This window comes from Priestia sp. TRN 1309 (assembly GCF_050846875.1).
In the GTDB taxonomy this organism is placed as follows: domain Bacteria; phylum Bacillota; class Bacilli; order Bacillales; family Bacillaceae_H; genus Priestia; species Priestia zanthoxyli.
The window spans coordinates 460,181-483,578 of record NZ_JBOZGM010000004.1 but is presented as its reverse complement, the minus strand read 5'-3'; the positions used below and the strand labels follow the sequence as shown (position 1 = coordinate 483,578).

The following is a 23,398-nucleotide window of genomic DNA, read 5'->3' as shown; positions in this document are numbered from 1 at the left end:
AAGGTTGACTAACTTAATATATTTACATATAATGGCTTGAAACGCTTTCATAGATTAGTATGACATGATGGTACTTGTAGATGAAATAACTTGTAGTAGTAGGGAATGTCTCATTTCTTTGAAAGAGAAACTTCCGATCGTGAACTGAAAATAAAGAAGGTGCTTCTAATGAAACGAATTGATAAGGTATACAATCAGCTGTTGAGTAATTTTCAGGAGTTTACAGAAGTGGAACTTTTACATAAACAAGGAAGCTCAGCGATTGAAATTGCTGAACAATTAGATTTAGAGAGATCTAATGTAAGTCTTGAACTGAACAAACTTGTCCGCATGCAAAAAGTAATTAAAATTAAAATGTTCCCCGTTCGCTACGCTCCGCTAGAGATTGTCGAAACCATTTTTCGTCAAAAGTGGGATACGAATAAGATGGAAGTGGAAAAACTAGAGCAGCTATCTAATGGGGGAAAAGAAGAAGCACTTTCTGCTAATCCTTTTGAATTAATGATTGGAGCCACAGGCAGTTTGAAAAAATCGATTTCTCAAGCAAAAGCTGCTGTTCTTTACCCGCCCAATGGGTTACATATGCTGCTATTAGGTCCCACGGGATCAGGCAAATCTCTTTTTGCAAAACGAATCTATCAATTTGCTATATATTCAGAGAGGTTAAAAACAGGGGCCCCGTTCATTACCTTTAACTGCGCTGATTATTACCATAATCCTCAATTACTTCTTTCTCAGTTATTTGGTCATAAGCAAGGGAGTTTCACTGGAGCAACTGAAAGTAAAGTAGGTTTAGTAGAACAAGCAAATGAAGGCATTCTCTTTATGGATGAAATACACCGGCTTCCTCCTGAAGGTCAAGAAATGCTTTTTTACCTCATTGATCAAGGTACGTACAATCGCCTGGGGGAAACAGATCATAAGCGAACGTCTAAAGTATTAATTATTTGTGCTACAACTGAAAATCCCGGTTCAGCCTTACTGCAAACTTTCTTAAGAAGAATTCCGATGACTATCCATATTCCGTCATTAGAAGAGCGATCTCTCAAAGAAAAGATTCGTCTCACAACGTTTCTTTTAGAACAAGAAGCAAAACGAATTAATAAAAAGCTAAGTGTCCACATTGATGTATTAAATGCTTTAATCCACACTGAAAAATTCGGGAATGTAGGGCAGTTAAAGTCCAATGTACAGCTCGTGTGCGCACACGGATTTTTAAATAACCTTGATAGTAAACATATGGTGGAACTTACAGTGAGAGATTTGCCTGATGGTATTAAACGAGATTGGATTTCAAATAGTAAAAATATGGAGCGCAGCAGAAAAATTTCTGAATATGTAAATCTCAAAACGATCATTTCTCCGGCTATGGAGAGCCAAGAAATAAAAATAGAGGAAGACGTATCATTTAATTTATATCAGTTAATAGAAGAAAAAGTAGATGTTTTAACAAAAGAAGGTTTATCTCAAGAAGACATCAATCAATATATTCTTACTGACATTCATTTGAATGTTCGGAGCTTTTTTAATCAAAAAAATGGCCAGAGTTCTAATTTAATGAAATTCGTAGAAGACGACGTAATTCAGCTTACAAAAGAATTAAAACATTTAGCAGAAAAAGAATTGAACTGTAAATTTGATCGCAGATTTATTCATTTTTTGAGTATGCATATGGAATCCTTTTTAAAGCGAAAAAAACAAGTAGACGTATTAAATACAAAGGAGATAGATGAAATTCGCGAAACGTATCCAAAAGAATATGCGGTAGCCCTGCTTTTTAAAAATCGAATTGAAAAGTGGTTTAACATTGTCGTGCCAGAAATAGAAGTTATTTATCTCACAATGGTTATTCAATCCATTCGAACGTTAGAAGAAAATAAGCGAGTGGGGATTGTGGTTGCTGCACATGGAAACAGCACGGCAACTTCTATGGTAGAAGTGGCTACGGAGCTTTTAGGAAGTACTCCTATTATAGCTATTGATGTGCCTTTGACGGTATCTCCAGTCGAAATTGTAGATAGATTAATCCAGGGAATTAAGAAAGTAGATGAAGGAGAAGGCGTATTAATGCTTGTAGACATGGGCTCGCTTGCCATGTTAGAAAGCAAGTTAGAACAAAAATCAGGGACTAAGATTAAAACAATCAGCAACGTGACGACGTCTATGGTGTTAGACACCGTTAGAAAAGTAAATTATTTAGACTTAAATTTATATGCTATATTTGATTCGGTGCAAAAAGACTTTATGGAATTTATAGATAAGCAGCAGCATGTGTTTGGGAAAAAGAAAGCCCTTGTTTCTATTTGTACAACAGGAAGCGGTACAGCAAAACAATTAGAAAAAATCTTAACGATTATTTCACGGAAAGTATCTCAAGAGCCTATTAAAATTCTAACCGTTTCTTCTATTAAATTAGCAGCAAACATTCGGGAAATTCAAAAAGAATATGAAATTGTCGCAACAGCAGGTACCAAAAACCCTAAGATTGATGCGCCTCATGTATCACTAGAAGTCCTTATTGAAGGGCAGGGAGAGCGAATACTTCAACAGGCAATTACAAAAGAAACGATACGCTATGATGAGGAGAAGACGGAAGGGAATATTGTAGTGCGTGAACTTTGCGAAGAAAACTTACGAAAGTACCTTCTATTTATTAATCCGTATCTCATAAGTGAAATTCTGTTAGAGTGGTTAAATCACGTACAAGATGAGTTAGAAATGGAATTAAGCAACACCGTTATGATTCGAATTGTGATGCATACAGCCTTTGCTTTAGAAAGAATGATAAAAAACGAACCTCTTGCTTTTCCGGAGGATGAAGAAATCACTCCTCAGTTAGAAAATATTTATCAAAAAACGGAAAAAACATTACAAGCCGTCGAAAAAAAGCTTAAACTTACCTTAACAAGAGATGAAAAATTATTTATTGCCACCATTTTTGCGGATGAAATGTAAAAATCATATGATAATCCCAAGAAACTAGTTTAATTTATATGCCGCTAGTTTCTTTTTTTATCCCATTTTTTAAATAACAGAAAAACCTGTATTAAAACGCATGACGTTTTGATACAGGTTTATTTATTTTAAGAAACCTGTATCAACAACAAAGAAAAAGGTATTGAAAAATAAATGAAAGCGCTTAATACTCTTTGTTGGCACGATACTTGCAATAAATAAGTGTAGAACGTAAAAGAGAGGAGCAAGTGTACATGATTTCAGTCATTATTAGTGGGCATGGTGATTTCGCACCAGCATTAGAAGGGTCTTCCAAAATGATATTTGGTGAAGAGAATCACGTAGTAGCCGTACCTTTTCTAAAAGGAGAGGGTATCCAAACGCTTGAAGCAAAATATAAGCAAGCATTAGAGGAAATGCCCTTAGAAAATGAAGTGCTTTTTCTAGTCGATATTTTTGGAGGTACACCTTACAATGCGGCTACTCCCTATATCCTTAAAAACAAAACAGCGGATATGGTATCCGGAGTTAACTTGCCTATGTTATTAGAAGTGTTAGCCATGAGAGAACACGTTACATTAAAAGAGATGCTAGGGAGATTAAAGCAAGTGAATGAAGAAAGTTTTCAAGTGTGCAGTGAACATTTGGAGAAAGTCCAGCAAGCAAACCAAATCGGAGAGGATGGATTATTATGAAAATCGTTTTAGCAAGAATTGATGACCGCTTTATTCACGGGCAGGTATTAACAAGATGGATCAAAACAAATGCAGCAGATCGAATTATCATTGTTTCAGATGAGGTGGCAGCGGATGAAATGCGAAAAACGCTTATTCTTTCTGTGGCTCCTTCGAATGTAAAAGCAAGTGCTGTCTCAATTTCTAAAATGACAAAAGCATTTCACAGCCCTCGTTATCAGGATACAACAGCCATGCTGCTGTTTGAAAGTCCTGCAGATATTGTAGCTCTTGTTCAAGCTGGAGTGCCTATCGAGACAGTAAACGTAGGCGGCATGCGTTTTGCTAATGACCGAAAACAAATCACAAAATCTGTAAGCGTTACCGAAAAAGATATCGATGCTTTTGAGAAACTGCAGGAACTAGGCGTAAAGCTTGAGCTGCGCCAATTACCCTCAGATTCTAGCGAAAATTTTATTCAACTACTGAGAAATGAAACAAAAATCAAATAAGGAGATGAGTTTATGTCTTCCATACAAATTATTTTATTATTAGTCATTGCAGCGGTAACTGGCATCGCAAGCGTATTGGACGAAGGGCAATCCCATCGTCCTCTCATTGCCTGCACGTTAGTAGGCTTGGTGCTTGGAGATTTAAAAACGGGCATTATTTTAGGCGGAACGCTGGAATTAATGGCTCTTGGATGGATGAATGTTGGATTGGCGATGGCACCTGATACGGCTATTGCTTCTGTTATTTCAACTATTTTGGTTATCACAGCTGGTCAGGGGATTGGTGAAGGCATTGCGGTAGCTATAGCTTTAGCAGCTGCAGGGCAAGTACTCACCATTTTTGTTCGTACCATCACAGTATTTTTAATTCATCGAGCTGATAAGTACGCGGAAGAAGGGAACTTTAAAGGAATTGAAATTATGCATATTACTGCTATGGGTTTTCAGGCTCTCCGCGTTATGATTCCAACGTTAATTGTTACATTAATCAGCGTAAGCGCCGTGCAAACTTTCCTCGGAAATATTCCGGAAGTTATTACAAAAGGTCTGCAAATTGGGGGAGGCATTATCGTGGTCGTAGGGTATGCCATGGTTATCAATATGATGAACATTCCTCATTTAAAACCTTTTTTCTATATCGGGTTCTTATTAGCGGCATTTACAGGGTTTAACCTGGTAGGATTTGGGGCGTTAGGTCTTTGTTTAGCCCTTCTTTATCAGCAAGTAATGCAGCAGCGAAATCAAATGCAGCCGGCAGGCGTTCCAGCAGCTACAGGGAGCGAACAAGTATATGATGATGACGATGATGATTTAGATGCCTAAACGGCGAACTTAAGGGAGGGATAGAGATGGAAAATGAAAAAAGATTAACGAAAAAAGACATCTTTAGCATGTTTATTCGCTCGAATTTTTTACTCGGTTCATTTAACTTTGAGCGTGTTCAGGCAATGGGCTACTGTTATGTTATGATTCCAGCAATTAAACGTTTATACGGACCAGGGGCACAGCGAAATGCAGCATTAAAGCGACATTTAGAATGGTTCAATACACATCCATGGATTTCCGCACCTATATTCGGCGTCACGGCAGCAATGGAAGAAGAAATGGCAAATAAAAAAGATTTTGATGAAAAAGCCATCAGCGGAATGAAAATTGGATTAATGGGACCGCTTGCTGGCGTAGGAGACCCTATTTTCTGGGGAACGCTGCGACCAGTCCTCGCAGCACTAGGCGCATCTCTTGCGTTAGGCGGGAATATTGCCGGGCCACTGCTGTTTTTCATCTTAATTAATGCCATTCGATTAAGTACAAAATATTATGGATTAAAATATGGCTATTTAAAAGGAACAGAAATTTTAAAAGATTTAGTAGGCAATCGAATTCAAAAACTGACGGAAGGTGCATCCATTTTAGGACTCTTCGTAATGGGAGCATTGGTTTCGAAATGGACCACTATTAATATACCAGTGGTTGTTTCTAGGATCAAAGATGATTCTGGTAAAGTTGTCGTGAAAACCGTGCAAGACGTACTCGACAGTATTTTACCGGGACTGCTTCCTTTAGCGCTAACTTTATTAGTAGCATGGATGCTTCGAAAAGGTACAAATCCGCTGCTTATTATTTTCGGTATTTTCTTAATCGGTATAGGAGGTTATTGGATCGGCTTTTTAGGCTGATAAATAAGAGGAGTCATCTATTCTTCTAGCATCCGCTGGTGAACATGTTTTGCATAGCCAGTAATGCCAATAAAGGAGGAAAGAAAGATGAAAAGAACCGTCAAAAAGTTATTGATGATTGGAGTCGCTTGTTCCATAAGCATGTTTTCTGTATACCCTGTATTAGCTGATAATACAGGGTATTATCAAGAAAAATACCGGAATCAATTTCATTTTTCTCCAGAAGCGAACTGGATGAACGATCCAAATGGAATGGTCTATTATAACGGGGAGTACCACCTTTTTTATCAGTATTATCCTTACGGTACCACCTGGGGACCTATGCACTGGGGGCATGCAGTTAGTACAGACTTAGTGAAATGGAAACACCTTCCGGTTGCCCTTTCGCCAGATGAGAACGGAGAGATCTTTTCAGGAAGTGCCGTTATCGATTGGAATAATACCGCAGGATTTGGAAAAGAAGCGATGGTAGCTATCTTTACGCACTCAGGCAGTAAAGGGCAAGTTCAAAGTCTAGCATACAGCACGGACAGCGGAAGAACATGGACCAAATATGAAGGAAATCCTGTTATGCCAAATCCCCCAGTTCCTGACTGGCGCGATCCAAAAGTGTTTTGGCACGAGCAAACCAAGCAGTGGGTGATGTCTTTAGCTGCTAAAGATAAAATCATGTTTTATACATCACCTGACTTGAAAAATTGGAAATACGCAAGTGAGTTTGGATCTGACGGAGGGATTCAAGCAAACGGTCAAAGCGGTGCCTATTCATATACTTTGTCTGAACAAAAAGGTCAATCTTTTACTCTAGAGGGAGAAATTATGCTTGTAGAAAAGAATGGACGCGAAGGTGCAGGAGGCCTTGTTTTTCGTTCTAATAAAGATGCAACAAACGCATATACCGTCAATTTAGATGCTGAAAAGAACCTCTTAACACTTAACAAAGTAGAGAAAGGAAGCGTAACGACCGTTGTTTCAAAGCCAATGAGGCTGGATACGTCACAAGCGTATCACGTGAAAGTAGAAGCAAACAGTCACCACTTTAAGATACTGCTAAATGGAAAACAGGTTTTAGAAGGCAGTGATGCATCTTTTGAAAACGGTCAGTTTGGATTAACAGCATGGAATTCCACAGCTGTCTTTCGTCATGTTAAATTTACGAATCAATCTAATTTCATAACCAATCTATCTAACTGGAAATCTATTACTGGAACGTGGAATGATACTGCTGCTGGAAAAATCGGTAAATCTAACAGCGACGGATATATTATGAGTGAAGAACAGGGAGATCAGTTCATTTACGAGTCAAATATGACATTTTTAGATGAAAACCATGGTTCAGGTGCGCTACTTTTCCGAGCAGACGCGGAAGCCAAAAACGGATATATAGCTAGCGTAGATGCTTCTAAGGATACAATCAAACTAGTAAAACTTCAAAATGGCATTTCAACTGTCCTTGCTGAAACAAACGAAAAAATTGATACGAGCAAATCACATCAAGTAAAAGTAACTGCATCGGGAAATGAACTTGATTTGCATATAGACGATAACTTCACCCTTACTGCAAAAGATGAAACTTTTTCAAAAGGATTGTTTGGACTACATGTTAATCAATCTTCAGTCCGGTTTCAAGACGTTAACATGACAAAGTTTATTGATACAGATGAAAAAGAAATTAAAAATAAAAGTTTTGAAACAGGAGATCTCACCGGCTGGAAAACGATAAAGGGAAATGCATTCACAAACGATCATGTAACGGATGCAACCGCAAATTGGAGCGGTCTTTTTGAACAAAAAGGAAAGTATCATTTATGGGGTTTTTCTGATAAGCAAGATGGCGATAATGCCACTGGAGAATTACATTCGTCTTATTTTAAATTGAGCGGTTCAGGTGAAATCAATTTGTTAATGGGAGGCGGAAACGACCCCACAAACCGCTATGTAGCCTTAGTCCGGGCATCCGACGATAAAGAATTGATTCGTCAAGCGAATACAAAGTTTGCAGATGAAAAGTACCAGCGCTACGTATGGGATGCTTCTAAGTATATAGGAGAAGTACTGTACATTAAAGCCGTTGATCAAGCTGTAGGCGGATGGGGGCATATTAATCTAGATGATGTAAATGTATTTAATACAGAAAAAATGCCGGAGAAAGTAGACAGTGTAGCAAAAGAACCAGAGGAAGCTAAACAAAGAGAAGGCGGAGAGCTTTCAGATTGGAACACAGTGTCAGGAGAATGGGTGAATTCAACTCACGGAAGCAACGGAGGCATTTGGGAGTGTCCTACTTTACTCGAACTGCCGGTTGATGGAGACAGCACAAAGAAAAAATGGGTGCTGCAAGTCAGCATCAATGATGGAGCGGCAGCTGGAGGTTCAGGTATGCAGTACTTTGTTGGTGATTTTGACGGAAAAACATTTAAAAATGAAAACCCGCCAGAGGAAGTGCTTTGGACAGATTATGGTGCCGACTTTTATGCCGCTGTAGATTGGAGCGGAGTTGAAGGAGATAACGGAGAAAAGTATTGGCTAGGCTGGATGAGCAACTGGCAATATGCCAACAATACCCCAACTACTACTTGGAGAAGCTCTATGTCAATCCCAAGAAAAATAGAACTCACCAACACAGCAAAAGGGCTTCGTTTAAAACAAATACCTGTTTCAATTGATTCAATTCGCAATAAGCAAGAAAAAAAGGTGTTGAAGAATCTGATGGTTACTGAAAACAAAAATCTTCTTTCAGGCATACAGGAAAACAAATATGAAATCATTGCAGAATTCGATGTTTCAAATACAGATGCACAAGAATTTGGTTTTCAAATTCAAAAAGAAGGCAGTGAAAATACAAAAGTCAGCTATAACGTAAACAAGCAGCAATTGTTTGTTGACCGAACAAACTCTGGAAATTTTGATTTTGGTGAAAATGTGAAAGGCAAACACTCTGCTCCCATGCTTCCAAAAGACGGAAAGGTTAAGCTTCATATGTTTGTAGACCAGTCGTCTGTAGAAGTATTTGGAAATGACGGCACGGAAGTAATAACAGACCAGCTCTTTCCAACGCTTTCAAGTAATAAAATAAAGCTTTATAGCAAAGGAGGCGCTGTAAAATTAAATTCTCTTAAGATGTATCCGTTAAAATCTATTTGGAATAAAAGTCCTGTTGATACAAACTTATCTGGATGGAAGAATATTAGAGGACTATGGGCCGATACGATTAACGGAAAACAAGGACGAAGCAAAGAAGATTCCTTTACCTTATCATCAAAAGAAGCAAAAAATTTCACATATGAAGCAAAGATAAAGGTGTTAGACGATTCTGTTTCAAATTCTACAGGAGCAGGAGCGCTAGTATTCCGTTCGGATGAACAGGCAAACAATGCTTATGCTGCGAATGTAGATGTGCTGAATAATCAAATAAAGCTCATTGCGTTTAGAGACGGAATAGGCAAGGATCTCATTATTTACGATGATGGGGGAAAGCTGGATTTAAAGACAAATACGGATTACCATCTAAAAGTGACGGCTGAAGGAGAACACATTCAAGTTTATCTCGATGATAAGCCGGTGATCGATACGATGGACCCTACCTTTTCAGAAGGTTATGCTGGGCTGAATGTGTGGAATTCTACTAGTTTGTTTAATGAAGTGAAATTTGAAACAGTGGATTAAGGAATTGTGAAAGCTGCCGTGTACTAAGGCAGCTTTTATATAACATAAAAAAGTATGCTGCGGTGAAGTAGCATGCTTTTTTGAATTTCATAGGTTAATGAAGAGGATTTTTACATATGATAAATATCTTACTAGTCTAATTAATTGTACATTTTAGTTCTTAAAAGGTCTTTTGAAAAATCCTCATAAAAATATGATAAAATCGGATAGGATATATATTTCGAGGAAGGAAAGTGTTTTTTTATGATTATTGGTAACGAACAGGATTTAGAAAGTTTACGCAAAATTGGACGTATCGTTGCACTTGCGCGCGAAGAAATGAAAAAACAAGCAAAAGCAGGTATGACAACAAAAGAGCTTGATATGATCGGTAAAAAAATATTAGATGAACACGGTGCTATTTCTGCACCTGAAAAAGAATATAATTTCCCAGGTGTAACGTGCATTAGTGTCAACGAAGAAGTGGCTCACGGTATTCCGGGAGACCGCGTATTAAAAGATGGCGATTTAGTAAATGTGGATGTATCCGCAGTACTTGATGGCTATTATTCGGATACGGGTATTTCATTTGTTATTGGGCAAGACGAAGAAAAAGAAAAGCTGTGTCAAGCTGCAGTAGATGCATTTTGGGCAGCTATGAAAAAAGTAAAAGCTGGTTCAAAACAAAATCAAATTGGTCGTGCTGTTTCTAACTTTGCACACCAAAACGGATATGCTGTTATTGAAAACTTAACGGGTCATGGTGTTGGCCGCAGCTTGCATGACGCTCCTAACCACATTTTAAACTATTATGATCCAATGGATAAAGCCCTCTTGAAAAAAGGTCTTGTTATTGCTGTAGAGCCGTTTATCTCTATGAAGGCTGATCATATCATTGAACGCGGAGACGACGGCTGGACGTTTGTTACACCTGATAATAGTCTTGTAGCACAATGTGAACATACGATTGTTGTAACAAACGGTGAACCGATTATTTTAACTGAACTATAATCAAGTTTCTCTGTAGATTTCGGTAACAAAAAAGCTACTTCACTTAGCAATGTTTTTTCGTTGCATTATAGTGAGGTAGCTTTTTTATTACTATGTAATGAATGACTATTATATTGACTTGCTTTGTTCATACAACGTTTGAAAGATAGTGTAATTGAATATGCTCAAGGGAATGCTAAGTATAAATCGAAATGAAAAGGGGTATGAAATGTGGAATATGTAGGAAGAGAAGCGATTGTAAGTGAACTGACTCATCATATGGATGACATTTTAAACAAATATAACCTTCAAGGCGTCTCCGTATATGAAGAGGAAGGAGAAGGTAATCACTATTATCTTGGCTACACAGTAAAAAAGAATGATCATGTGTTTATGGTTAACAGACCTTATCTAAAAGATAAAGACGGGAAATTAGCAGTCGAAAAGCAAGAATGGACTCTTCAAGGTAACGAAGGAGAAACAAACGGATATACTTCACTTGAAGATGCATTTCAAAAAATTGATGAAACCATACATTAAATAATTTTTTGAATTTCAAGTTCAGATTTTTTCTTTGAATGCGTGAATCTGAACAGTAGAGCGCTAATGGCTGTCGTGCTTCTTTCACCTATACTATCTAACTTTTCTTTGCTATAAAGTCTAGAAAATTACATGTAATAAAAAATTATTTTTTTTAGGTTTTACTATATAAATACGGGGTACACATATAGTACAGCAGCTATCATGCAAATGGTTGTTGTGAAAGGTTAAATACTTAGCGTTTGAAGGGACTGATTAGTTTTGAAAGGCTTAACAGCGACTTCAGCAAATGTATTACCGCAAATTGAAAGTAGATATCCGTATCTCACGCAAGGCACTTTGGTTATGAACCGATATACGTAACGAAAGGGCCTGACTAGGCAAACAAAGGAAAGACTGAATCAACGAGAAGAAGCCTGCATCTAAACATGTAGGCTTCTTCTTTTTTACAGATGAAACTAAGACGATGAATGAGTACATAACAGGTATACATTAAGAAGATTCAGATTCAGTCCATTTTTCGTGCACGTTTTTCTTGAAAAAAGGTCATAAGTTGAAGATACTGTATATAACTATGTAAAAGAATTTTTGAATACAAAATAGTAAATCTGCTTGAGGTGAAAATGATGAGAAAAGCAAATAAAAGTGAATTTCTGTGGAATACGTTAGACGGCTGGCTTTTTATCCCTAGGAACATTCCTTTACTATTTCTTTTTGTATTTCTCTTAGGGGTTTCTTACCTAGGTTGGGTTAAGCTGTTTCATAAATTCGTTTAGGTACGCCAATGAGCTGAAACAAAAAACTGTTTCAGCTTATTGGCGTACTGATTGATTTATTTTATGTATATCTGTACCTTAATTTACCTAAGTTATTCATTCCATCCTTTGCACACATTAACCCATTTTAAGCATTTCGAAAATTCTTCTAGTTCGGGTATTGTTAATTCAATTGCACTATTTCCACTTCCACAGGCAGGGAAAACGGTAACAAAACGTTTCAGAGATTCATCTAGATACACGTGGACACCTTCATTAACGGCAAACGGGCATACTCCGCCTACAGCATGACCAATCAGCGTTTCTACTTCACTTGCTCCAAGCATTTTTGCTTTGGTTCCGAACTCTTCTTTATATTTTCGGTTGTCAATTTTTGCATCTCCCGCTGCCACAATCAATAAAACGGTTCCTTCTGCGTTAAAAGAAAGACTTTTTGCGATTCGTTGCGGCTCGCATTTTAAAGCTTGCGCTGCCAGTTCTACAGTAGCACTGGACTCATCCATTTCAATAATTCGATTCTCCATGTCATATTGTTTAAAATATGCTTTTACTTTTTCAATCGCCATTTTTTATATCCATTCCTTTCATTGAATCTCGCAAATATGTATGATTGCCTTACAGAGAATGTACAGTTGTTCTTTAAAGTGAAAAATTCTTATTATTTTAATATACAGAAATTATACACAACTTTGAAGTTAAAAGCACATATTCGTTTTAATTAAAAAAGTTACGTAGGTAAAGTATTTTTAACTGATTAAAGCAGGATTACGGAACCCTTTGACGAATGTAACTATGTCGGCTGCGAAAACATAGGCATTAGAACAAAAGATAAATGATGAAATTGAAAAGGCGCAAACGTTCTAGTGAAATGAGGAGAAGTAATGCCAAATTTACACACTGTCGTCAGTTTTTTTAGCAGTACATGTATGGCAACGATGAGTATGATTTATTTGTTTTCCCTTGTGCCGCGCGCATGGTCTTTTAAATTTCGATTTGGAGCCATGGTTATAGGAATCCCAGTCGGCATTATAATGGGACAGGTTGCTATGCTGATCGGCTGGCACCATCATTAAAACTTTGAACTTTTTAACAAAAAAGGAGACGTGTAAAATGAATATGGTTACATTAAACAATGGTTTAAAAATGCCTCAGCTTGGGTTTGGCGTATGGCAAGTAGAAGATAACCAAGCAGCAGCTGCAGTGTCAAAAGCAATTGAAGTGGGATATACGTCTATTGACACAGCCATGATCTATAAAAATGAAGAAGGAGTAGGTCAGGCGATTAAAGAATCTTCTGTTCCTCGAGAACAGCTGTTTATTACAACAAAAGTTTGGAACAGCGACCAAGGCTATGAAAATGCATTGCGTGCATTTGATGAAAGCTTAGAACGATTAGGACTTGATTATGTCGATTTATATTTAATTCACTGGCCTACGCCTCAATATGATGAGTATGTGGAGACGTATAAAGCATTAGAAAAGCTTTATCACGATGGAAAAGTAAAAGCAATTGGCGTCTGCAACTTTGAAATTGAGCATTTAGAGCGCTTGTTAAACGAATGTGATGTAACACCTGTTTTAAACCAAATTGAGTGCCATCCGTATCTTGCTCAAAATGAATTAAAAGAGTTTTGCGCCAAACATAATATTGTTGTGGAAGCATGGAGCCCTCTTGATCAAGGAGGAGAAGTGTTACAGGACGAGGTTATTCAAAAAATTGCTGAAGTACATAGCAAAACTCCGGCTCAAGTTGTATTGCGCTGGCACTTACAGAACAACACAATTGTCATCCCTAAATCAGTTACACCGTCTAGAATAGAAGAAAACTTTAACGTGTTTGATTTTGAACTCACTGCCGATGATATGGCAGAGATTAATGGGTTAAACAGCAATCGCCGTAAAGGTCCGCACCCAAGTGACATGAACGTCCGATAACGTTTAAAAAAATAAAATTGTGCAGCCGTGAATCATCGCTACTATAAGAAATAACGATTTTATTTCAGATTATTTAAAATTTTCTTAAATAATAATTGACAAATGATTAATTCAGCGTAATACTTAGTGTAGGTACCCTAGTTGCTTTAAGTTGTACAGCTTAAAGTGTATAGTGATTTAGTCATTTAGCGATTGTATGTATAAGTGAAATACTGATTATTAATAATAAAAGCCCATAGTGTAAGTAGGTTAGTTTATAGGGGGCTATATCAAAAGGAGCTTGTTTCCTCTTTGATATAGCCCCTTTTTGTGTTCAAAAAGAAAAGTCAGTCTACAGTTTAACAAGGGAGCGGGTATGATGTTTATTCAAATTGATGGAAATTCACTGACGTTCGATCAAATTTACAAAGTTATTTACCAAGGATACTCCGTGAAAATTAGCGATCACGCAGTTGAACATATACAAAAAAGCAGAACGTTAGTTGAAGAGAGCATTACGAACAACAACGTCATTTACGGAGTCAATACGGGATTTGGAAAGTTTAGCGATACGGTTATTTCAAAAACAGACTTAGCTGATCTGCAGATTAACCTAATTCGCAGTCATGCCTGCGGACTAGGAGAGCCATTCTCGTTAGAAGTAAGCAGAGTCATGCTGCTTTTACGAGCGAATGCATTAGCTAAAGGGTATTCCGGAATACGACTGGAAACCTTGCAGCTTCTTATCGATTGCTTAAATCAAAACGTAGTACCGGTTATCCCGAGTCAAGGTTCGCTTGGAGCTAGCGGTGACTTAGCCCCGTTATCACATCTAGCGCTGCTACTAGTTGGAGAAGGAGAAGCTGTATATAATGGTCAGCGAATGCAAGGAGAAGAAGCTTTAAAGCTAGCGGGGCTTGAACCTATACAATTACAGGCAAAAGAAGGGCTAGCTCTAATTAACGGCACTCAGGCAATGACGGCTGTAGGCGTAGCTTCGTACCTTGAAGCTCAAAAGCTCGCTGATCTTGCGGACGGGATTGCAGCACTAACACTAGAAGGTCTGCAAGGTATTGTAGAAGCATTCATGCCCGAGTCTCATGCAGTAAGGCCTTATCGCGAACAACAGCAGGTAGCTGCCCGAATTCTTTCGTACTTAGAAGGCAGTCAATTAACTACTTCTCAAGGTCAAATAAGAGTGCAAGATGCTTATTCACTGCGCTGTATTCCTCAAGTTCATGGTGCTATTTATCAAGTTTTAAATTATGTGAAAGAAAAGCTTTTAATTGAGATTAATTCAGCAACCGATAACCCGCTCATCTTTGCCGACAGCGGCAAAGTAATTTCTGGAGGGAACTTTCACGGGCAGCCTATTGCGTTTGCTATGGATTTTCTAGGAATTGCAATGGCGGAGCTTGGGAATATTTCTGAACGGCGCATTGAACGAATAGTAAACCCTCAGCTTAGCGGGCTGCCGGCATTTTTAAGTGCAGATCCAGGTCTAGAGTCCGGGCTCATGATTACTCAATACGCTGCTGCTTCATTAGTTTCCGAAAATAAAGTATTAGCGCATCCATCAAGTGTCGATTCTATCCCATCTTCAGCGAATCAAGAAGATCATGTCAGCATGGGAACGACTGCTGCACGTCATGCTTATCAAATTATCCAAAATACACGAAGAGTTCTATCGATTGAAGCAATTTGTGCGGCTCAAGCAGCCGATATTCAAGGAGTGGATAAACTTGCTTCGGAAACAAGAAAAATTTATTCAAGAATTAGAAAAACCGTACCAACCATTACTAAAGATCGAATTTTCTCACGTGATATTGAAGGGTTAGCAGCTGATTTCAAAACCTTTGTGCAAGATACTAATTATGAATTAGCGCTTTAATAAAAAGTTAGTTTAACAGTTTTTCATTTTTATAGAGGAGGAAAACGAAATGGAGACAAAACAAAGTGGAATAAAAGCACCTCGTGGAACAGAACTAACGACAAAAGGCTGGGTACAAGAAGCTGCTCTTCGCATGCTTCTAAACAATTTAGATTCCGAAGTAGCGGAGCATCCAGAAAAGTTAGTCGTATACGGAGGAATCGGAAAGGCAGCCCGTAACTGGGAGGCGTTCGATCGTATTGTCGCAGCGTTAAAAGAGTTAGAAGAAGATGAAACGCTTCTCATACAGTCCGGTAAGCCTGTTGCGGTTTTTAAAACCCACAGTGATGCGCCGCGTGTTTTATTAGCGAATTCGAATCTTGTTCCTGCTTTTGCGAATTGGGAGACGTTCCATGAGCTTGATAAAAAAGGGCTCATGATGTACGGGCAAATGACTGCAGGAAGCTGGATTTATATTGGAAGTCAAGGCATTGTTCAAGGTACCTATGAAACATTTGCTGAGTGTGCCAACCAGCATTTTAACGGAAGTTTGAAAGGAACGATTACGGTAACAGCTGGATTAGGAGGAATGGGAGGTGCACAGCCGTTAGCCGTTACGATGGCAGGCGGCGTTGTAATTGGAATTGATGTTGATCGCACGCGTATTGAAAAACGTATCGAAACAAAGTATTGCGATACGGTAGTTGAAAGTGTAGCCGAAGCCATCACGTTAGCTGAAGATGCAAAAAGATTGGGCAAAGCGCTTTCCATTGGATTAGTTGGAAATGCAGCCGAGATTCTTCCTGAAATGATAGAGCGAGGATTTATCCCAGATATTGTGACGGATCAAACATCGGCACATGATCCGCTTAACGGATATTTGCCGATTGGATTCAGCTTAGCAGAAGGAGAAAGATTGCGGAATACAAATCCAAATGAATATATAAAACAATCAAAAGCAAGTATGGCTATTCACGTTCAGGCCATGTTAGAGATGCAAAGAAAAGGCGCGGTTGCTTTTGACTATGGCAATAATATTCGCCAAGTGGCGCTTGATGAAGGTGTCACGAATGCATTTGATTTCCCGGGATTTGTCCCAGCGTACATCCGCCCGCAGTTCTGTGAAGGAAAAGGACCGTTTCGATGGGTCGCTTTGTCAGGAAACCCAGAGGATATTTATAAAACAGATGAAGTAATTTTACGTGAGTTTTCGGATAATACGCATCTTTGCAACTGGATTAAAATGGCGAGAGAAAAAATTGAGTTTCAAGGATTGCCGGCTCGTATCTGCTGGCTAGGCTACGGAGAAAGAGCGCGCTTTGGAAAAATTATTAATGACATGGTAGCGAACGGAGAGCTGTCAGCGCCTATCGTTATTGGCAGAGATCATCTAGATGCCGGTTCTGTAGCTTCGCCAAATCGTGAGACTGAAGCAATGAAAGATGGCAGTGATGCAGTAGCAGACTGGCCTATTTTAAATGCATTAGTCAATACGGCAGCAGGCGCAAGCTGGGTATCTGTTCACCACGGAGGAGGAGTCGGTATGGGATATTCTCTTCATGCTGGAATGGTTGTAGTGGCAGATGGGACGGAAGATGCCGCCAAACGTCTAGAACGTGTTTTAACAACAGACCCAGGCATGGGTGTTGTTCGTCATGTAGACGCCGGCTATGATAAGGCCATTCAAACTGCAAAAGAAAAAGGAATACAAATTCCCGCGTTAAATGAATAAAAAAGGAGGGATACGTATGACTATTACGTATATCAAATGCGCTGCACAAGTCATTACGGTTAAAGGAGGAAGTCAGCCTAGACGAGCGGAAGAAATGTCAGAGCTAGGCATTATTGAAAACGGCAGTATACTCGTGAAAAATGGAAGAATTGTATTTGTTGGGCCTGACGTCAAAGCTAAGGAATATCTTGAACAGATTCAGGAACAGGTTCATGTAATTGATGCCTCAGGAAAAATTGTAACGCCTGGGTTGATCGATCCCCACACTCACCTTGTGTTTGGCGGCAGTCGTGAAAAAGAATTAGAAATGCGCTTAAACGGAGCAAAATATATTGATATTTTAAAAGAGGGAGGAGGAATTTTACAAACAACCGTTAGTACACGACAAGCAACGGAAGAGGAGCTAATCAAGCAATCTACAAAACGTTTAAATAAATTTCTGCAGTACGGAGTTACAACTGTCGAAGCAAAAAGCGGGTACGGTTTAAATCTTAAAGACGAAATCAAACAATTAAAAGTAGCGAAGAAACTGAATGAACAGCATCCAGTAGATGTGGTTTCAACCTTTATGGGAGCTCATGCGGTGCCAGTTGAGTACAAAGGCAATGAAGATGAGTTTGTTCGTTTCGTTATCGAAGAAATGATACCAATCGTTGCAAAAGAAGAGCTAGCGGAGTTTTGTGATGTGTTTTGTGAAGAAGGCGTGTTTACAGTTGAACAGTCAGAGCGTATTTTACAAGCTGGAAAAGCATACGGACTAAAACCTAAAATCCACGCTGATGAAATTGTTTCTTTTGGCGGTGCAGAATTAGCGGCTAAAGTGGGAGCTGTGTCCGCGGATCATTTACTAAAAGCATCGGATCAAGGAATTAAGCAAATGGCTGAAAGCGGAGTTATAGCGGTGCTATTGCCGGGTACTGCATTCTTTTTAATGGAAGAGCCGGCGCGTGCTAGAAAAATGATCGAAGCAGGAGTACCTGTTGCTTTATCAACAGATCGAAACCCGGGTTCTTCTCCTACGGAATCACTTCCGTTTATTATGAATTTAGCTTGTTTAACGATGAAAATGACGCCAGCAGAAGTGTTAACGGCCTGTACGATTAATGCAGCTCACGCCATTTGTAAAGGGGATCAAATCGGAAGCATTGAAGTAGGTAAAAAAGCCGATTTAGTGCTATTTGACGCTCCAAATTATCAAACGCTGCAATATAACTATGCGGTAAATCTTGTAGACACGGTATTGAAAGATGGAAAAGTAGTGGTTGAAGGCGGTGTGTTACATGAGCTATCCGTACCCACAGCTTGATCGACCGCCTTTTTGCTGGCAGCGTCAAAGCACTCATGAACCAAAAGTAAGCGATTGGATTCAAACAGTTGAAGATGGGAGCAACTTCGACTTTCCATCGATAGATATTACGGTCTTAGGTGTGCCTCTTTCAAGGTCCTCCATTAGCGCTTCTGGAGCCAGTGAGACGCCAATGGCCATGAGGAAGCTCTGGAAATCCTTAAATCCGTATCATATTGAGTATGATACGGATTTAACTTCCCTGTCAGTTTTAGACTTAGGAGACGTTAAACAGCATGTAACGGATATAGAGAAATCCCATCAGCATATAAAAGAAGCGATGATGTCTATGCGAAAATATCATCCGCATGCGCTGCCTGTTATGCTTGGAGGAGATCATTCTATTACAGCTATGTTAGTAAAAGGGTGGAAAGCGTCACATCCTGAACAGAAGATAGGGATTTTACAGTTTGATACGCACTTTGACTTACGCAGTCTAGAAGATAATGGGCCTTCTAACGGAACACCTATACGAAATTTAATTGAAAGCAACACGATTGATGCAAGACATGTATGGAATATTGGACTTCACGGGTTTTATAATTCAAAATCGTTAAAGGAATATGCAGATAGCAAAGGCGTTCATTATGTAACGTTACTGCAAGCAAGAAAAGCGGGAATAACTCATACCGTGAAAGAAGCATTAAAACAGCTGAGCAAAGAGGTAGACATGATCTATTTAACCGTTGATATGGATGTGTTAGATATCGCTTACGCACCGGGAGTTCCAGCAGGAACGACAGGCGGAATGAGGACAGATGAGTTGTTTGAAGCAGTATACACCGCCGGGAGTCATCCACTTGTTCAAGCAATGGATATTGTATGTCTAGATCCGCTGCGTGATGTAGGAGAAATTACCGTGAAAGCAGGCGTACATGTATTTTTGAATTTTTTAACGGGAGTTGTAAACAGAAAGTAAGGGAGTATACTTCCTTGCTTTTTTTATCGTTAAATAGCTGCTTACATAGGATTAATAAACTTTTTTTTAGAGCGAGATAACATAACTTTAGAAGTGTGTATGGATTTTAGTAAATATATTTTTACTAAAATAAACTATTTATATTGTTTTTATTTAAAATTAGTAATAATATATTTACTAAAGAAGGTGAGTATCTTATGGAGGAAAAACTGGCTAAGGAATATATCGCTTTAATACCGGTTTTATTTGAAAACTTCAAGAACTTAAACAAGAATGAAGTGAAATTAACACATTTACAAAATCACGTAGTTGAATTCATGTATATGAAAAAAAGAGATTTGAATATTAAGGAAATTAGTAATGGATTAAATATTGCCAAACAACAGTTAACGAATGTTATCAGTGAATTAGAAAATGAAGGATATTTAATCAAAATGCCTGATCCGCGAGATAAGCGTGCAGTTTTAGTCTCATTAACGTCTAAAGGAAAAAATATTCAAGAAGAAAAATGGAGAGGGATTTATAGTAATTTCAATACAAATATCTCCAAATTAAATGAAGAAGAGCAAATAGACCTGCAGTTTGCTCTTCATAAATTAAATATTTTGTTAAAAAAGATGGAGGGATAAATTATGAACCAAAGAGAACGGATTTCACTCATTAGTGTAGGTGTTATAGGCGGGACAGTAATGGGAGTAATTTATAAAGATATATCCAACTGCTTGATTACAGGTGTGATTGTTGCTTCAATCATTACTTTAATGCTCAATCAAAAAGCGAAAAAAACAGCTAGATAGTATGAATAAACGTAAGACAGCACCAGCAAGTTGTGAACTCGACGTTCTGGTGCTGCCTCTATAAAATTTATCTTCTAGATGAACATTACGAAGCTGAATATGTTTTGAGAGCCTCAATCATTAAATTCCAAAATCCGTCTACATCAAGAGTTAAACCGAATTTAGCATTGGGTTTCCTCCCTGTGACTCCAAGCAAATCAACTGAAGTTGTTCCAGCCGTGTATTCTCCGCGTGTTTCTACTACAATATTAACTTCTTTTAGCGTAAATAGTTCTGGAGCTACACAATAAGCAACGGTCAATACATCGTGAACAGGAGGGCCATTAAATCCAAAGGTTTCTTTATAGGCAGATTTAAAAAATGCTAATAATTCCCCGACCTTTTTTGCTACGTTATTATCGATGTTCATGACTTGGTTAATAACGTCATCTGTTGCAACGGCTTGATGCGTAATATCTAACCCCATTACTACGAGTGGGATGCCGCTATCGAACACTTTTTTAGCCGCTTCTGGATCTGCCCAAATATTAAACTCAGCCGTTGGTGTCCAGTTCCCGAAGGTTCCACCGCCCATAAGGATAATCTCTTCAATGTCTTCTTTCATTTCTGGAGCTTTCATTAAAGCTAAGGCAATGTTTGTTAAAGGGCCTGTAGGTAAAAGTGTAACGGGATCTTCTGACTCTTTTACCATTCGTATAATAGTATCTACTCCGTGTTCTTCACTCCAGCTGCGAGACAGAGGAGGGAACTCAGGGCCGTCTAACCCTGAATCACCATGTATGCTAGGAGCGTTTTCACGCGTGCGAATCAATGGTTCACTTGCTCCTTTTGAGACAACCACGTTATGTAAAAATACTAAATCACACACTTTCAAAGCGTTCACTGTCGTTTTTTCAATTTCTGCGTTTCCCGAAACAGTTGTGATCGCTAAAATATCTAATTCCGGTCGTGCGGCAGCCAAAATAATAGCAATAGCATCATCATGACCTGGATCACAGTCCATAATAATCTTTCTTTTTTTCATTATGATCACCTCTATAGAATGGATAAATTGCTGTTAATTTTGCGTGGATTTTATTTTCTCTAAAATAGCTGCTGTAAACTCCAATGTAGAGGCATGTCCGCCTAAATCTTTCGTTTTCACTTCATCTTGAAGCGTTTGATAAAGTGCGTGTTCTACTGTAGCAGCCACTTCTGTAAGTTTACGATCCGCATGTTTTTCAGCCAGCCATTTGAGTGTAGTATTTTTTTATGTCTATAGATTAAATTCTTTTATCTTTCGTTTTGCTGCTTTTTAAAAAAAGAACTAGCTAATGGTTTCATGCTCCAGATTTTCTATCAACTAGCTTCTTAATTGGCGTTATTAAATTTTAAAAAACACCCAATTAACACCTAAAACACATTTTAATTATATCATAATTCAGAAAATTAAACGGTTATACGTTGGCACGAAAATTGCTTGTACTATATGTGAAGAACACAAGAGAAAGGAGCAATGTGTAGCTGCAGATAAGGAAGCTGCTTTTAAAGAACGAGATGTCTGTTTAAAGTTACTATTTCACAATGAAGGGGAGAAGAAGAATGAGTGAACCGCAAAAGGAAATGAGTTCATTAAATCAGGTACGGAAAAAAGAGAGAAAAATAAACGTTTTTGCTTTATTGTTAAGCTTTCTTGTGATTGCTACCATTTTAACGTATATCTTGCCAGCAGGAGAATACGCACGTGTAGAAGTAGACGGACGAACAACGGTAGATCCTCAGTCGTTTAAATGGATTGGTTCTACACCTGTTGGATTCTTTGATATGGTCAAAGCGATACATACAGGAATGGTAGAAGGAGCCGACATTATCTTTTTTGTATTAATTATCGGCGGTTTCTTTGGTGTACTAAGCGCTACGGGGACAGTAGATGTATTGATTACAACGATGGCTAAAAAGCTTGCTACTAGAGAAAAATTATTAATTCCTGTTATGATGCTATTTTTTGCGGTAGGCGGTTCTTTAATGGGGATGGCGGAAGAAACTCTAGCCTATATTCCTCTTTTAATTCCGCTGGCACTTGCTCTTGGGTTCGACGCATTAACGGGAACTGCCATTGTTTTAATTGGAGCATCAGCTGGTTTTACTACGGCAGTTATGAATCCGTTTACAGTGGGTGTTGCACAAGGAGTAGCAGAACTTCCTATGTTTTCTGGAATGGGCTTTCGCCTTGTCTTATTCGTAGTTGTTTACGCTGTTTCAGTATGGTTTGTCTATCGATATGCGATGAAAGTGAAAAAAAGTCCTTCGATTGGAACATACGGAAAATACAGCATAACTAATGCAAATAAACTTTTAAACTCCGATGCCAAGTTAACTAGAAAGCATAAATGGATTATGGCAGCATTTCTTGTTAACTATGTAATTCTTGCTTTTGGCGTTATTAAGTATAAGTGGTACATTACTGAAATTGCTTCTCTGTTTGTGATTTTGACAGTTGTGATTGGGATTATTGGAAGACTCTCTGTTGAAAATACGGTTAAGTCGTTTACAAACGGGGCAGCAGCACTGGTTGGAGGAGCGCTTGTTATCGGAGTTTCTCGCGCAGTTCTTGTTGTTTTAAATGAAGGTCATATTGTAGACCCTATGCTTCATCAAGTATCTGGAGCGATTCAACATATTCCGGGATATTTAAGCGTCATCGGAATCTACAACTTCCAAGCGCTGATTCATCTTATTTTAGCATCTGGAACGGGTCATGCGATGCTGACGATGCCAATCATGACGCCTCTTGCAGATTTGCTTGATATTACGCGACAAACGGCAGTATTATCTTTTTCTTTTGCAGACGGCATCGGAAACATTATTTTCCCGACGGCTGGAACATTAATGGCTGGCTTAGCAATTGCGGGAATTTCATGGACAAAGTGGGCAAAATGGGTGTTGCCGTTAGTCCTTATTCAATATGTGATTGGTCTAATAGCCGTTGTGATTGCTTATTTTATCAATTACGGGCCATTTTAAGAGATAGAAAAATGTAATTTGTAAGTTGAGCTTACTAGGAGGAATAGAAG

Annotated in this window: 20 protein-coding genes; 17 read left to right on the top strand and 3 right to left on the bottom strand. The window is 38.5% G+C overall.

What is annotated here, in order from left to right:
* The first annotated feature begins 168 nt into the window (after positions 1–168).
* From ACRPLQ_RS18715 to ACRPLQ_RS18680, 8 genes are all read left to right on the top strand, one after another.
* Positions 169–2,955, top strand: a complete 2,787-nt coding sequence (locus tag ACRPLQ_RS18715; protein ID WP_432236224.1) for a sigma 54-interacting transcriptional regulator — start codon at positions 169–171, stop codon at positions 2,953–2,955.
* A gap of 254 nt (positions 2,956–3,209) precedes the next feature.
* On the top strand, positions 3,210–3,650 hold the full coding sequence (locus ACRPLQ_RS18710; protein ID WP_028413930.1) for a mannose/fructose/sorbose PTS transporter subunit IIA: 441 nt from the start codon (positions 3,210–3,212) through the stop codon (positions 3,648–3,650).
* A complete protein-coding gene (locus tag ACRPLQ_RS18705) occupies positions 3,647–4,141 on the top strand; it encodes a PTS system mannose/fructose/N-acetylgalactosamine-transporter subunit IIB (protein WP_028413929.1) in 495 nt (164 codons plus the stop codon). The genes ACRPLQ_RS18710 and ACRPLQ_RS18705 overlap by 4 nt, the downstream gene beginning before the upstream one ends.
* Before the next feature lie 12 nt (positions 4,142–4,153).
* Positions 4,154–4,963, top strand: a complete 810-nt coding sequence (locus ACRPLQ_RS18700; protein WP_028408130.1) for a PTS mannose/fructose/sorbose transporter subunit IIC — start codon at positions 4,154–4,156, stop codon at positions 4,961–4,963.
* Positions 4,964–4,989: 26 nt separating this feature from the next.
* Positions 4,990–5,817, top strand: a complete 828-nt coding sequence (locus ACRPLQ_RS18695; protein WP_013056298.1) for a mannose/fructose/sorbose PTS transporter subunit IID — start codon at positions 4,990–4,992, stop codon at positions 5,815–5,817.
* An 87-nt stretch (positions 5,818–5,904) separates the two neighbouring features.
* On the top strand, positions 5,905–9,483 hold the full coding sequence (locus tag ACRPLQ_RS18690; RefSeq protein ID WP_432236223.1) for a GH32 C-terminal domain-containing protein: 3,579 nt from the start codon (positions 5,905–5,907) through the stop codon (positions 9,481–9,483).
* A 243-nt stretch (positions 9,484–9,726) separates the two neighbouring features.
* Positions 9,727–10,473: a type I methionyl aminopeptidase gene (gene map, locus ACRPLQ_RS18685; RefSeq protein ID WP_014460782.1), complete on the top strand. Its 747-nt coding sequence runs from the start codon at positions 9,727–9,729 to the stop codon at positions 10,471–10,473.
* Between the two features lie 210 nt (positions 10,474–10,683).
* Positions 10,684–10,992 (top strand): DUF5634 family protein, encoded by a 309-nt coding sequence (locus tag ACRPLQ_RS18680; RefSeq protein ID WP_028413927.1) that lies wholly within the window; start codon positions 10,684–10,686, stop codon positions 10,990–10,992.
* An 868-nt stretch (positions 10,993–11,860) separates the two neighbouring features.
* Here ACRPLQ_RS18680 and ACRPLQ_RS18675 read toward each other — a convergent pair.
* Complete coding sequence (locus tag ACRPLQ_RS18675) at positions 11,861–12,334, bottom strand: YbaK/EbsC family protein (RefSeq protein WP_432236222.1); 474 nt, start codon at positions 12,332–12,334, stop codon at positions 11,861–11,863.
* A 315-nt stretch (positions 12,335–12,649) separates the two neighbouring features.
* On the opposite strand from ACRPLQ_RS18675, the gene ACRPLQ_RS18670 reads away from it, so the two are divergent.
* The 8 genes from ACRPLQ_RS18670 (at position 12,650) to ACRPLQ_RS18635 (ending at position 20,345) form a co-directional block, all read left to right on the top strand.
* Positions 12,650–12,841, top strand: coding sequence for a hypothetical protein (locus ACRPLQ_RS18670; RefSeq protein WP_034653208.1), 192 nt, complete (start codon positions 12,650–12,652; stop codon positions 12,839–12,841).
* A 37-nt stretch (positions 12,842–12,878) separates the two neighbouring features.
* Positions 12,879–13,703, top strand: coding sequence for an aldo/keto reductase (locus ACRPLQ_RS18665; protein WP_071275878.1), 825 nt, complete (start codon positions 12,879–12,881; stop codon positions 13,701–13,703).
* A gap of 358 nt (positions 13,704–14,061) precedes the next feature.
* Entirely contained in the window at positions 14,062–15,573 is a 1,512-nt protein-coding gene (hutH, locus tag ACRPLQ_RS18660) for a histidine ammonia-lyase (protein WP_095379926.1), read from the top strand.
* A gap of 49 nt (positions 15,574–15,622) precedes the next feature.
* The gene (gene hutU, locus ACRPLQ_RS18655; protein ID WP_071275874.1) at positions 15,623–17,284 is read left to right on the top strand and encodes a urocanate hydratase; all 1,662 of its coding nucleotides are present in this window, start codon (positions 15,623–15,625) and stop codon (positions 17,282–17,284) included.
* Between the two features lie 16 nt (positions 17,285–17,300).
* Complete coding sequence (gene hutI, locus ACRPLQ_RS18650; protein WP_205662564.1) at positions 17,301–18,590, top strand: imidazolonepropionase; 1,290 nt, start codon at positions 17,301–17,303, stop codon at positions 18,588–18,590.
* A complete protein-coding gene (locus tag ACRPLQ_RS18645; RefSeq protein ID WP_432236221.1) occupies positions 18,565–19,548 on the top strand; it encodes an agmatinase family protein in 984 nt (327 codons plus the stop codon). Before hutI ends, ACRPLQ_RS18645 begins: the two co-directional genes overlap by 26 nt.
* 197 nt (positions 19,549–19,745) lie before the next feature.
* A complete protein-coding gene (locus ACRPLQ_RS18640; protein WP_033578526.1) occupies positions 19,746–20,177 on the top strand; it encodes a MarR family winged helix-turn-helix transcriptional regulator in 432 nt (143 codons plus the stop codon).
* A 3-nt stretch (positions 20,178–20,180) separates the two neighbouring features.
* Positions 20,181–20,345, top strand: a complete 165-nt coding sequence (locus ACRPLQ_RS18635) for a hypothetical protein (protein ID WP_165573357.1) — start codon at positions 20,181–20,183, stop codon at positions 20,343–20,345.
* 85 nt (positions 20,346–20,430) lie between these two features.
* On the opposite strand, the gene ACRPLQ_RS18630 is transcribed toward ACRPLQ_RS18635, so the two are convergent.
* Positions 20,431–21,369 (bottom strand): nucleoside hydrolase, encoded by a 939-nt coding sequence (locus ACRPLQ_RS18630; RefSeq protein WP_028413920.1) that lies wholly within the window; start codon positions 21,367–21,369, stop codon positions 20,431–20,433.
* Between the two features lie 33 nt (positions 21,370–21,402).
* Positions 21,403–21,537: a hypothetical protein gene (locus ACRPLQ_RS18625; RefSeq protein WP_258524438.1), complete on the bottom strand. Its 135-nt coding sequence runs from the start codon at positions 21,535–21,537 to the stop codon at positions 21,403–21,405.
* 389 nt (positions 21,538–21,926) lie between these two features.
* On the opposite strand from ACRPLQ_RS18625, the gene ACRPLQ_RS18620 reads away from it, so the two are divergent.
* Positions 21,927–23,348, top strand: a complete 1,422-nt coding sequence (locus ACRPLQ_RS18620; RefSeq protein WP_098113409.1) for a YfcC family protein — start codon at positions 21,927–21,929, stop codon at positions 23,346–23,348.
* The last annotated feature ends 50 nt before the right edge of the window (positions 23,349–23,398 follow it).